Origin of the sequence: Amycolatopsis aidingensis (assembly GCF_018885265.1) — a bacterium.
GTDB lineage: Bacteria > Actinomycetota > Actinomycetes > Mycobacteriales > Pseudonocardiaceae > Amycolatopsis > Amycolatopsis aidingensis.
Window position 1 is genome coordinate 5,525,886 of the sequence record NZ_CP076538.1, and the last position, 12,188, is coordinate 5,538,073.

Genomic DNA, 12,188 nt, shown 5'->3' on the forward strand with positions numbered 1-12,188 from the left:
GTGGGCTGCCGCGGGGCCCATGATTCGGCGCCGCCCCATTCGCCCCTCCGGGGCGGCGCCGCGGCGGTGATTACTGGGAGTCGACGAACGCCGCCACCCAGGCGAGGGACGAGTTCCAGTTGATGGCCACCTCGTTGGTGGACCAGGAGCCGATGTCGTCGATGTAGCAGGTTGCCGGGGCACAGCCACGCAGGTTCTGCTGCGCCACCGGATCCTGCAGGCCGGAGTTGGGTCCGCCGGCCATCGCCCCCGGTGGCGGATGGGGCAGCGAGGGGTCCACCTGGTTCGCCCAGTGCCGGTGGTGCTGGTTGCGGCTGGCCCGCTCGCCGTACCCGCTGACGAAGGACTGGTTCAGGGCGTTGCGGCCGAGCAGGTAGTCCATCGACTCCACGACCGCGTCCCGGTAGCCGCGCCGGTGACTGAGGTCGTAGGCGGTTGCCATGATCATCATGGCCGTGGTGGTGGCGCTGGTCGAGCCCCAGGCGTGCTTGCCGTCCGCAGGCATGGAGGGGTTGGGGTAGCCCTGGGCCCGCAGGTCACGCAGGTACTCGTCGGCGACATCGAGCACGCGCTTGCGCGCGGCGAGGTAGTCCCACAGCGGGAATCGCCACGGCAGCCGGACGATGGTCAGATCGGCCAGCCCGCCGGTCTCCTTCCAGAAGAACCCTTCCTCGGTCAGCTCGGTGTCGACGAAACGCAGGTACTTCCAGTCGCCGGTACTCGCGTACAGCTCGGCGGCGGCCCAGGAGAACTCGTCCCGCACGTCGGTGTCGTCGTAGGGCCCGCCACCGACGCTCTCGGCCGGGGCGTATCGCTCGGGGTGCCGCCGGGCGGCCTGCCACGCGGTCTCGGCCGCGGTGCGGCAGCGTTCGGCGAACTCCCGGTCCCGGAACCGCCAGATCCGCGCGCACTGGGCGCCCGCAGCGGCCAGGTTCAGCGTGGCTGCGGTGGACGGCGGGTGCAGATAGCGCGGCTGGGCGTCCTCATGGGGCAGCGTCGGGTGCGGCGTCCAAGCCGCGTCGTGGATCTTGTGGTGCACCATGCCTGCCAGCGGTTTTCCCTCGGGTACCTGCATCCGCAGCAGGAACTCCAGCTGCCAGCGCGCCTCGTCGAGAACGTCGGGGACGCCGTTGTGCCGCTCGGGAATCCGCAGCAGGCCGTCGCGCACCCCCTCGAAGTCGCCGTTCCACAGGGAACGCTCGTAGAGGTCCATCAGCTGCCACGCGGCCAACGCACCGTTCACCACGTACTTGCCGTGATCACCAGCGTCGTACCAGCCACCGCGCACGTCCAGGCTGTAGTCGCAGGTCCCAGGAAGGCAGGGGACATCGGTGTCCCCCGTGTTCGGCTCGACCCCGAGATGCCCCGCGGGCCTGGCGTACTCCGCGCCGACGTACTTCTCCTCGATCGGGATGCCGCTGCGGCTGTGGTAGAAGTACGCCAGCGCGTCCCGGCGTAGCTGGTCATAGGGGTTGTCCAGGATGTCGAAGGGCGCGCTGACCTCGGCACCGACCGACAGCGTGTAACCGCTTCCGGTCTTGCGGATCCGGGAGAAGTCGGCGACGTGCACATGGTCGCCCGACATGGGGTCGTCGCCGCGCACCCGGGTGCGGCCCTTCGCGACGATCGCCCCTTCATCATCCCGCACTGTCCACGGCACCGGCCGCGTCGACGAGTCGACAATGGACGCCCGCTTCGGTCCCGAAGCGGAGTATCCGTGCTGGTTGACCCGTACCGGCGAACCGAAGTCCCGGCCACCCCCCGGTGGGATCGCCCCGCCGGTCAGTGACACATCGTCCACGCAGAAGGTATACGGCTGCTGGGCACCGCCCGTCTGGAAGGACAGCTGGGCGTGCCTGGTCGCCACGGTGGAGGTGCCGGTGAACTCGAAGGTACGCGGCTGGCCGGTCAGCGCCACCTGCCCGTCGAGCGTCCCGGTGTGTGGCTCGTGTGCCAGCTGTACGGCGGTGCGGATGGTGACCTCCACCGAGGCCGATGCGGTGAACCGCAGGGTGTAGGGCTGCTCGGCCTCCAGCGGGATGTCGTTCTGGCCGATCATCGAGTCCCACGGGTTCATGGTGCCGGCGGGGACATCGGCACACAGCCGGCCGTCCTCGACCCGGGACGGCGTGTTGCCGCTGCTCCACCATGGACTCTTCGTGCCGTCGAAGGTTCCGTTGAGCACCCGCTCGTAGCCATCGGCATGCGCGGGAGTGGCCAGTCCGGCCACGAACACGAGGGAAAGGCAGGCCGATGCCAGCCTGAGGGGGACGGACATACCGGGCCTCTCTGGTAGCAGGGTTCCGGCCCGCCGCAGCGTCAGTAGTCCGATATGGTCACCGCACCGGCCTGGCGTGTCAACGGTCTCACCCGATCCAACTCCCTTGCGCCGCCCCCTTCACAGCGGTATGTCCGACGGGTTACGCTCCTGTAAGCGCTTCCAATTCTTGATGAACGAAGAGTGTCAACACCGGCACTGGCCGCAGCGTCGCAGCAGGTGAACGGTGTTTCTATTGAGTCCCGAACAGCGATCCTGGCTTGTTATCGCTTCCGGGACGGCGAGCTGACTGGAGGTACTACATGCCTGTTCGACTGAGGCGGACGCTGCTCGCGACCGCGCTCGCCGGCGCGCTGGCGGCAACCAGCGCCTGTGGCGGGGAGGCCGAGGACTCGGCCGAGCCGGGGAAGACGACCCTGGTCGTCAAGACTTTCAGCCAGTTCGGCTACGAGCAGCTCTTCGCGGAGTACGAGGCGTCCCATCCGGACATCTCGATCGAGGAGGAGAACATCGGCAAGCTGGGCGACTACCTGCCCAAGCTGCAACAGTGGATCGCGACCGGCGAGGGCGCGGGCGATGTGGTCGCGCTGGAGGAGGGCATCCTCAGCCAGTTCATGGCCAACCCGCAGCACTTCGTGAACCTGTTCGACCACGGGGCCGCCGAGCTGGAATCCAACTTCCTGGACTGGAAGTGGCAGCAGGCACTGACCCCGGACGGCAACAAGCTCGTCGGCCTTGGCACCGATATCGGAGCGCAGGGCATGTGCTACCGCACCGACCTGTTCGCCGCGGCCGGTCTGCCTACCGACCGGGAGGCGGTTGGTGAACTATGGCCGACCTGGGAGGACTACCTCGCCACCGGCAAGCGGTTTCTCAACGGGGGCACCGGCGCACACTTCTTCGACTCCTCCAACGGCATCTACCAGAACATCCTGATGCAGCAGGGCGACCACACCTACTACGACACCAGCAACAACCTGGTGATCGACAGCAATCCGGCCGTCCGCACCGCATGGGACATGACCATCGACATGGTCGAGTCCGGACTCTCCGCCAACATCGAACCGTGGAGTCCGCAGTGGAACGCCGGGTTCAAGAACGGAAAGTTCGCGACGATCCCGTGCCCCTCGTGGATGCTCGGCACGATCGAGAAACAGTCCGGCCCGGAGAACGCGGACAAGTGGGACGTCGCCAAGGTGCCCGGTGACGGTGCCGTCCGCGGTGGCTCGTTCCTCGCCGTGCCCACGCAGAGCGAGCACCAGGCGGAGGCAGCCGAGCTGGTGAAGTTCCTGACCAGTCCCGAGGGTCAGATCGCGGCGTTCAAGTCGAAGAACAACTTCCCCTCCTCGCCGCAAGCCATCGACGACCCCGCAGTACAGAACTTCACCAACGACTACTTCAACAACGCACCGGTCGGGAAGATCTTCGGGGAGAGCGCGAAGGCCATCCAGCCCGTGTACCTGGGCCCGGACAACAATCCGATCGGTGACCGGGTCAGCAACGCGCTGGTTGCCGTGGAGCAGGGCAAACTCAGCCCGGACGAGGCATGGAAGAAGGCTGTCGAGGACGCCAAACGCCTGGTGAACTGACCGGGGAGCGGTGGGGCGCGGCCTGCCCAGCAGCCGCGCCCCACCTTATATCCACAAAGGACATACGTTGGTGATTGATCTGCGGCCGGGAACGGCCGAACGTACCGGGAAGAACAGCGGTTCCGCACCGCCGCCACGGCGCAGGCTCGGCAACTTCCTCGGCAGGATGGACACGAAGTGGTCGCCGTACCTTTTCGTCGCGCCCTTCTTCGTGATCTTCGGGATCTTCGGGCTGTTCCCACTCGTCTACACCGCATGGGTTTCCCTGCATCAGTGGAGCATGGGTGGATCGGGCACGTTCATCGGCTTCGAGAACTACCTCGAGCTGTTCGACGACCCCAACTTCTGGAACGCGACGATCAACACGCTCGGCATGCTCGTACTGGCAACGGTGCCGCAGCTGCTGATCGCGCTGGTGTTGGCCAGCCTGCTGAACCAGGGGCTGCGCAGGCTCACCTTCCTCCGGGTTGGCGTGCTGCTTCCGATCGTGACCTCGGTCGCCGCGATCGGCATCGTGTTCAGCCAGATCTACGACCGGGACGCGGGCATGGTCAACGGAATGCTCGGCCTGATCGGCGTGGACGCGGTGGACTGGCGCGCGGACAAGTGGTCATCCTGGATCGCGATCTCCACCATGGTCAACTGGCGCTGGACCGGCTACAACGCCCTGATCTATCTGGCCGCCATGCAGTCGGTCCCGCGGGACCTGTACGAGGCGGCCACCGTCGACGGTGCTTCCCGGATCAGGCAGTTCTGGAGCATCACCGTCCCGATGATCCGGCCGGCGATCATCTTCACCGTGATCATCTCCACCATCGCGGGGATGCAGCTGTTCACCGAACCACTGATCTTCGGTCAGGGCAGCTACGCCATTTCCGGCGGTAGCCTGCGCCAGTTCCAGACGCTGTCGATGTACATGTTCGAGAAGGCCTTCCGGGATTTCGACTACGGGTACGGCTCGGCCGTGGCGTGGATGATCTTCGTACTGATCATGCTCCTCGCCCTGATCAACTTCCTCGTCATGCGAAAGGGGAAATAGCCGTGCGCAAATCCCCCGTGCTGATCTACGGCACCCTGATCGTGGCGGTCGTGCTGTCGGCCTTCCCGCTGTACTGGCTGTTCGTGGTGGCCACCCGGACCAACGACGTGGTCGGCGACTGGCCGCCACCGCTGCTGCCCGGCGGCAACCTCGGCGACAACATCGCCAGGCTGTTCGCGGCCGAGCAGGCCAACTTCCTCACCGGGCTGATCAACTCGGCGATCGCCTCGGTGGTCGTCACGGTGTCGGTGGTGTTCTTCAGCTCGCTCGCCGGGTTCGCCTTCGCCAAGCTGAAGTTCCGTGGCCGCAACGCGCTGCTGGTGATCATCCTGGCCACCATGATGATCCCGGTCCAGATGGGGATCATCCCGCTGTACATGATCATGGTGGAACTCGGCTGGCAGAACGAGCTGGAAGCGGTCATCGTACCGTTCCTGGTCTCCGCGTTCGGGGTCTTCCTGATGCGGCAGTACGCCGAGCGCGCCGTTCCGGACGAGTTGCTCGAGGCCGCACGGGTGGACGGCTGCAGCACCTTCCGGATCTACTGGACCGTGGTGCTGCCCGCACTGCGGCCGGGTGCCGCGGTCCTCGGCCTGTTCACCTTCATGGCTACCTGGAACGAGTTCCTGTGGCCACTGGCCGTTCTCGAGGCGGACAACCCGACCGTGCAGTTCTCCCTCAGTCAGCTGTCCACCACCTACTACACCGACTACACCCTGATGTTCACCGGAGCACTCATCGCCACCTTGCCGCTGCTACTCGTCTTCGTCCTGTTCGGCAAGCAGATCGTCGGCGGCATCATGGAAGGAGCTGTCAAAGCGTGACCACCTTCGAGTCCGGCTTTCTCTGGGGCGCGGCGACATCGAGCTACCAGATCGAGGGCGCGGTCGCCGAGGACGGGCGTGGACCGTCTATCTGGGACACCTTTGCCGCCACACCGGGCACAGTGGACAATGGAGACACCGGTGCGGTCGCGGCCGACCACTACCACCGCTACCGCGAGGACGTGGCGTTGATGGCCGGGCTCGGGCTGGAGGCATACCGCTTCTCCATCGCCTGGCCGCGAGTCCAGCCAGCCGGTTCCGGGCCGATCAACCAGCGCGGACTCGACTTCTACCGGCGACTGACCGATGCCCTGCTGGAGCAGGGAATCCAGCCGTGGCCCACGCTCTACCACTGGGATCTCCCGCAACCCCTCGAGGACGCGGGTGGATGGCCCGAGCGGGACACCGCCGCCCGGTTCGCCGAGTACGCGGCCGCCGTGCACGACGCCCTCGCCGACCGGATCACCCACTGGACCACGCTGAACGAACCGTGGTGCTCGGCCTTCCTCGGCTATGCCAGCGGCAGGCACGCCCCCGGCCGCAGGGAACCCGCCGCGGCCCTGCGCGCCGCGCACCACCTGCTGCTGGGCCACGGGCTCGCCGTGCAGGCCATGCCCGAGACGCCGGTCGGCATCACGCTCAACCTCACCCAGGTATCGCCGCACACCGACTCCGTGGCCGACCGGGACGCCGCCCGCCGCATCGACGGCATGCAGAACCGGTTCTTCCTCGACCCGCTGCTGCACGCCGCCTACCCGGAGGACGTGCGGGCCGACCTCGCCGGGATCTCCGACCTGGAGCACGTCCTGGACGGCGACCTGAAGACCATCGCCGCCCCGCTGGACTTCCTTGGCATCAACTATTACTCACCCATGGTGGTCGCAGGCGAGAGTGAGCCCGGCGAACCGACGGCCTCACCGTACGTCGGCTCGCCGCACGTGGGCATGCGGGACAACGGAAGACCCCGCACCACCATGGGCTGGGAGATCGACGAACGCGGATTGCTCGACCTGCTGCTGCGGCTGCGCCGCGACTACCCCGCGCAGTCGCTGTACGTGACGGAGAACGGCGCCGCCTTCGACGAGGCGGTGCACGACGCCGCGCGGGTCTCGTACCTGGACGGACATCTGCGAGCCTGCGCCGAGGCGATCGAGCAGGGCGTGCCGTTGCGCGGGTACTTCGTCTGGTCCCTGCTGGACAACTTCGAGTGGGCCTTCGGTTTCGCGCAGCGGTTCGGGATCGTGCACGTGGACTACGCCACGCAGCGGCGCACGTTGAAGGACAGCGCCCGGTGGTACGCGGACGTCATCGCCCGGGGCGGCCTGTGAACGCTTGCAGGGTTGCTATTGTCGGTTGGGCACGCTGCGGAACAGGGGGTCGGGCATGACGAAAAGTGACCGGCCACCCACCCTCGAGGAGGTGGCGCAGCGTGCCGGCCTCTCCACCGGCACCGTGTCCCGAGTGATCAACAACGCCCAGCACGTCAGCAAGAAGGCACGGCAGGCGGTCGAGCGGGCAATCGAGGAACTCGGGTATGTCCCGAACACCTCGGCCCGCTCACTGGCCACCCAGCGCAGGGGCGCGGTCGTACTCGCGATCTCCAGCGACGATCCGGCGCTGTTCGCCAACCTGTTCTTCGCCGAGGTGATCACCGGCGTGAACGCCATGATCGAGGAGACCGACCTCGAGTTGCTGCTGGTACTGGCCGCCTCCGAGCGCGGCAGGGAGCGGTTCGCCCGCATCCTGCAGTCCCGGGGCGCCGACGGGGTCATGCTGCTGGCTTTGCGGGAGAACGATCCGCTGTCCAGGATGGCCGAGGACAGCGGCGTTCCGGTGGTGCACGGCGGACGTTCGCTGGACCGGACCCCCCAGTGGTACGTGGACGCCGACAACCGGGGCGGGGCACATCAGGCCGTGGAGCACCTCATCGCGCGGGGCAGGCGGAACATCGGCACCGTGACCGGCCCCCTGGACATGCATGTCGGTGTCTCCCGCTACCTCGGCTTCCGCGAGGCGATGGCGCTGGCCGGGCTGGCCGACACCAGGGTGGCGCACGGCGACTTCAGCGAGGCCAGCGGGGCGAAGGGAATGGTGCGGCTGCTCGACGAGCACCCCGACCTGGACGCGGTGTTCGTCGCATCCGACGCCATGGCGGCAGGCGCGCTGACCGTGCTGCGCGACCGGGGCCACGAGGTACCGGGCGAGATCGCGGTCGTCGGGTTCAACGACATCGTGACGGCACAGCACACCCAACCCGCGCTCACCACCGTCCGCCAGCCGATCGAGGCGCTGGGCCGGGAGATGACCAGGGTGCTCGTCCGGCTCATCGAAGGCGAGCGACCGACCCCGCTCATCCTGCCCACCGAGCTCGTCATCCGGGACTCCGCCTGAACTCGGTCCGCACGGTGAGCGGGCCGAAGCGGATCCGGGTGAGCGAGCCGTCCTCGGCCCACCGCACACCGATCCCGTCGGGTTCGGCGGTGACCTCGACGACCTGGGCGGCCCCGGCGACCGTCTCGGTGCCGGGTTCCGCGGTGAGTACGGCCAAGGCCGCGTACACCGCCGTTCCGGTCGACTCCGCGGTCAGCCGCGGCACCCGCGCCCAGGTGGCGTAGGCGGTGCCTTGCGGCGCCCGCGCCTGCTGCTGCCCGGTCCAGCCGTGCAGCGGGTACAGCAGGGAACTCACGGGCTCGTCGGGGCCGGTCGCCCAGCCGGTCTGCTCCACCTCGGCACCAGGCGGAGCGCCGACCACGCGGTGTACCCGCAGTTCCAGCCGTCCCCTGGCCACGGTGACGCTCTCCACCCGCAGCCCCGGCACTGCGGGCGCGCCGCCAGGGAACACCGGCCGGTGCCAGGAGGCCGCCCAGCCCCAGCCCTCGCCCTGCCCGGTACCGAGCGGGTGGATCCGGCGGCGGACGCTGCGCAACCCCTGGTAGACCACGCACAGGTGGTTGTCCGGCACGTTGCCGATCGCGGTGGGGCCGGTGCGGGTGGAGTAGGCCTGCCTGCCGTAGTGCGGATCGTCCGGGGCGGACTCGCCCTCGTGCGGTGGCAGATGATCGCTGCCGTGGTTGTGCAACCGCACCACCCCATCGGCGCAGGTGCTCTGCACCAGAAAGCCGGGGGCGGGCAGCGTCAGCGCCTGGTCCGCGGTCTCGCTCGGCGCCGGCTCCTCCCGGTTTGTCCACAGTGGATCATCAGCGGGCACGAGCATGCAGGCGAAAGCCTTGGCTGCCCAGTACGGCGAGGCCGGGCCGGAGTAGAACTGGAGCGTCGCCTCGTGCGGACCGTGCCAGCCAGGGCTGAGCAACCCGTCGGTACCGACGGCACCGCGATCGAGGAAGTACCGCAACGCCCCGCTGAGCAGTCGCCGGGACGTTCCAGGGGCGAGCGGGGTGTGTCCGGTGACCGCTCCCAGCGCCACCGCGGATGCGGCCGCGAACCGGTAGGTCAGCGACCGTCCGAAGTGGATCGGTGCTCCGTCGGAGCCGAACAGCAGGGAGAAGCCCGCCAGGTGTTCCCGCAACCGGTCACCGTACCGGCCGGCGGAGTCCCCGGCCAGGTGGGCGTCGAGCACCGGGTACAAATGCAGGGCCCAGCCGTTGTAGTGGTCGAAGGCGCGGCCGTCCCCGTCGGTGTACCAGCCGTCCCCGCGGTACCAGGTCTCCAGCAGCTCACCGGCCCGCGCCCTGGCCCTGGCGGTCTCGGCGTCACCACGGCCGACCGACTCGAGGAACCCGGCCACGGTGAACGGGAAGAGGTACCAGTTGTTAGGGGACGGCAGGTGGCGCAGCGCGCCCCGCAACCACTCCTCGACCCGGTCCCGCGCTCCCGCATCCAGCAGGTCCCACAGCCACGGCCGGGTCAGCCGCAGGCCGAGGGCTACCGACGCGGACTCCACCATCGGCTGACCCCGGACGTGATGATCGAGGATCGGCGGCCAGGACTCCGCGTCCTGGCGGCCCGGCGTGCGGGTACCGGCCGCGAGCCCGTCCGCGTACCGTTCGAGCCACCCGTGCGGATCGTCACCGCCGGCGCCGGCGATCCGGAACCCGGCGGCAAGGAACGTGCGGGCGTACCCTTCGAGCCCGTCCGAGCGGACCCCGTTCGCGGACGGTCTGCCCGGCAGGTCCAGCAGCGCCCCGCGCGGGGTGGCCCAGCGCCACGCCGCGGCCAGCAGCCCGTCGGCCGCGGACTCCCAGTGTGCCCGGGTGTATCCGGTGTGCGGGCTGAGGTCCCGATCCTCGGCAGGCAGCCGCAAACCGCTCACGCCGACCTCGCCAGGTGCTCCGGCCGGACCGGGTGGGCGAAACCGATCCCGGCTGCCCAGCGGCCGAGTTCAGCTACGGCGAGGTCGGCGAGCCGGTCCCACTCGTTGCCCTGGGAGCCGGCGAGATGCGGGGTGATCAGCGCGTGATCGCATGTCCACAGTGGATGATCAGGAGGTAGCACCTCCGGCTCGGTGACGTCCAGCACCACGCGCACCCTGCCACTGACCGCGGCCTCGGTGAGCGCGTCCTGGTCGACCACCGCGCCCCGCGCGGTGTTGATCAGCACGGCGTCCGGGCGCATCGTGGCGATCAGGTTCCGGCTGACCAGGCCACGAGTGGCCGGCAGCAGCGGGGTGTGCACGCTGACCACGTCACTACGCGCGAACAACTCGCCGATGCCGACCGCCTGCGCACCGAGCTCCGCCGCCTCCTCCGGGGTGACGTAGGGATCGTGCAGCAACACCCGCAGGTCATACGGTCGCAGCAGTTCGATCACCCGCCTGCCGATCAGCGAGGCGGACAGGATGCCCACCGTACGGCCGAAGTTGCCGACCTCCCTGGGAACGTTCAACCAGTCCTCCGCCTGCCGGACCGCGCGGAAACGCGCCGCCCGCTCCAGCACCCGCTTGCCGGCGAGCAGGATCATGGCCACGGTGTACTCGGCGACGGGCAGTGCGTTGGCCGTGGCCGCCGAGGACACCGCGATGCCGCGGTCCCAGCATGCCTGGGTGACGTGACCACGCACCGATCCGGCGGTGTGCACGATGGCCCGCAGCCGGGGAGCTTCGGCCAGCACCTCCTCGTCCACCGGTGCGCACCCCCAACCGGTGACCAGCACCTCGGCCCTGCGCAGCACCGAGCGGGCGGGATCGGTGGCGAAGTCGTCCAGCACCGGACCGGGCAGCAGCTCGCAGACCTGTCCCAGCAGTCGCAGCGTGTCCGGGGTGAGCACGGCCGCTGCGGCATCCGGCGCCATGGCGAGGGCGGTGGGCGGTCGGTGACCATGACTCGGCATCGTGCGCATCCGACTCCCTGCGTTCGTTCGTTACCGCCCATACTGATCGGTTGAGCGATTCAGGTCAATATTCCGATCGAAAGACCGTAAATCGAAAATTCGATCAAACGATCACAGCCGCTGAGTGGACTCCCGGATCGTCAGCTCGGGCAGCAGCTCGACCCGCCGCGCCGGCCAGGGGCGGGCGGTGGCCGGCTCACCGAGCCGGCGGAGCAGTAGCTCGGCCGCCACCCGCCCGACCTCGGCCTTCGGCGGGGACACCGTGGTCAGTGGGACGCTGCCGAGCCCGGCCACCACATCGTCGTAGGCCACCACCGAGCAGTCCTGGGGCACCCGCAGGCCCTCGTCGGTGAGCTGCTGGACCAGCATGAGCGCGTCCTCGTCGCTGTGCAGCACGGCGGCGGTGGCCGCCCGCTCGCGCAGCACCGTCGCGAGCGGGGCAGGCCCCTCGTCCGAGACGCTGAGCAGCACAGTCCAGTCCTGGATCTGCACCCTGGTCGCGACGATCCCGGTGAACGCCCGGCGCAGGGCACGTGCGGTCGGGCTGTCGTCCCGCGCGGCCAGCACGATCCGCCGGTGGCCCAGCGCCAGCAGGTGATCCACCGCGAGATGCATCCCATACCAGTGGTCCGAGCAGGCGGAATCCATGGTGTACAGCGGGTTGCCACGGCGGGGCCTGCGCTCCATCAGCACGGTCGGTACCCCGGTGTCGGCCAGCCAGGCATGGTCGACCGCCTCCGCGGCGGCGGTGCGCCAGTGCGGTGCGATCACCAGTCCGCACGCGCCGTCGGCGAGCGCCTGCTCGACGATCGGGCGGTCCGCGCCGATCAACCGCGGCACGATGTGCAGCGCGACCCGCAGCCCGGCCTCCTCCAGCGCGGCACGCGCCCCGTTCATGGTCTCGTGCAGGTAGGTGTGCCGCTCCGGAATCACCAGCGCGACCAGCGGTCCGTCACCCCCGGTTTCGTGCCGGTCGGTGAGCGAGCGCGCCACGCCGTGCCCACGGCGGAGCCGGCCGACCCGAGCCAGCTCCTCCACGTCCCGGCGCGCGGTGACCACCGATACCTCCAGCTCGGTGGCCAGCTCGCGCACCCGGACCGAACCCCGGGATCGAACGATCGCCGCGATCCGATCGCGCCGAGCCTCGCTCGTCTCGCGCATCCCGTCCCCCT

9 protein-coding genes are annotated in these 12,188 nt (G+C 69.0%); 5 read left to right on the top strand and 4 right to left on the bottom strand.

The genetic code is table 11. The features are described from left to right. Nucleotides 1-70: 70 nt before the first annotated feature. A complete protein-coding gene (locus tag KOI47_RS25095; protein WP_216208223.1) occupies nt 71-2,278 on the bottom strand; it encodes a glycoside hydrolase family 9 protein in 2,208 nt (735 codons plus the stop codon). A 302-nt stretch (nt 2,279-2,580) separates the two neighbouring features. Here KOI47_RS25095 and KOI47_RS25100 point away from each other — a divergent pair, with 302 nt between their 5' ends. The 5 genes from KOI47_RS25100 (at nt 2,581) to KOI47_RS25120 (ending at nt 8,121) form a co-directional block, all read left to right on the top strand. Beyond that, on the top strand, nt 2,581-3,867 hold the full coding sequence (locus KOI47_RS25100; RefSeq protein ID WP_216208226.1) for an extracellular solute-binding protein: 1,287 nt from the start codon (nt 2,581-2,583) through the stop codon (nt 3,865-3,867). A 166-nt stretch (nt 3,868-4,033) separates the two neighbouring features. Then, the gene (locus KOI47_RS25105) at nt 4,034-4,906 is read left to right on the top strand and encodes a carbohydrate ABC transporter permease (RefSeq protein ID WP_216217536.1); all 873 of its coding nucleotides are present in this window, start codon (nt 4,034-4,036) and stop codon (nt 4,904-4,906) included. Continuing rightward, the gene (locus KOI47_RS25110) at nt 4,903-5,730 is read left to right on the top strand and encodes a carbohydrate ABC transporter permease (protein WP_456318999.1); all 828 of its coding nucleotides are present in this window, start codon (nt 4,903-4,905) and stop codon (nt 5,728-5,730) included. Before KOI47_RS25105 ends, KOI47_RS25110 begins: the two co-directional genes overlap by 4 nt. Next, nucleotides 5,727-7,058, top strand: coding sequence for a GH1 family beta-glucosidase (locus tag KOI47_RS25115; protein WP_216208231.1), 1,332 nt, complete (start codon nt 5,727-5,729; stop codon nt 7,056-7,058). The genes KOI47_RS25110 and KOI47_RS25115 overlap by 4 nt, the downstream gene beginning before the upstream one ends. 55 nt (nt 7,059-7,113) lie before the next feature. Next, nucleotides 7,114-8,121, top strand: coding sequence for a LacI family DNA-binding transcriptional regulator (locus tag KOI47_RS25120; RefSeq protein ID WP_216208234.1), 1,008 nt, complete (start codon nt 7,114-7,116; stop codon nt 8,119-8,121). Here the strand turns inward: KOI47_RS25120 and KOI47_RS25125 are convergent. From KOI47_RS25125 to KOI47_RS25135, 3 genes are all read right to left on the bottom strand, one after another. Then, complete coding sequence (locus tag KOI47_RS25125; RefSeq protein WP_232376236.1) at nt 8,102-10,000, bottom strand: DUF2264 domain-containing protein; 1,899 nt, start codon at nt 9,998-10,000, stop codon at nt 8,102-8,104. The two genes, KOI47_RS25120 and KOI47_RS25125, sit on opposite strands and share 20 nt — an antisense overlap. Continuing rightward, the gene (locus KOI47_RS25130) at nt 9,997-11,025 is read right to left on the bottom strand and encodes a hydroxyacid dehydrogenase (protein ID WP_232376237.1); all 1,029 of its coding nucleotides are present in this window, start codon (nt 11,023-11,025) and stop codon (nt 9,997-9,999) included. Before KOI47_RS25130 ends, KOI47_RS25125 begins: the two co-directional genes overlap by 4 nt. A 102-nt stretch (nt 11,026-11,127) precedes the next feature. Further along, nucleotides 11,128-12,177, bottom strand: a complete 1,050-nt coding sequence (locus KOI47_RS25135) for a substrate-binding domain-containing protein (RefSeq protein ID WP_216208237.1) — start codon at nt 12,175-12,177, stop codon at nt 11,128-11,130. Between the last annotated feature and the right edge of the window lie 11 nt (nt 12,178-12,188).

What these genes read in the sequence shown, in the direction of transcription:
- KOI47_RS25130 (WP_232376237.1), bottom strand. Translation starts at nt 11,025, where the DNA reads ATGCGCACGATGCCGAGTCATGGTCACCGACCGCCCACCGCCCTCGCC.
- KOI47_RS25100 (WP_216208226.1), top strand. Translation starts at nt 2,581, where the DNA reads ATGCCTGTTCGACTGAGGCGGACGCTGCTCGCGACCGCGCTCGCCGGC.
- KOI47_RS25120 (WP_216208234.1), top strand. Translation starts at nt 7,114, where the DNA reads ATGACGAAAAGTGACCGGCCACCCACCCTCGAGGAGGTGGCGCAGCGT.
- KOI47_RS25135 (WP_216208237.1), bottom strand. Translation starts at nt 12,177, where the DNA reads ATGCGCGAGACGAGCGAGGCTCGGCGCGATCGGATCGCGGCGATCGTT.
- KOI47_RS25095 (WP_216208223.1), bottom strand. Translation starts at nt 2,278, where the DNA reads ATGTCCGTCCCCCTCAGGCTGGCATCGGCCTGCCTTTCCCTCGTGTTC.
- KOI47_RS25105 (WP_216217536.1), top strand. Translation starts at nt 4,034, where the DNA reads ATGGACACGAAGTGGTCGCCGTACCTTTTCGTCGCGCCCTTCTTCGTG.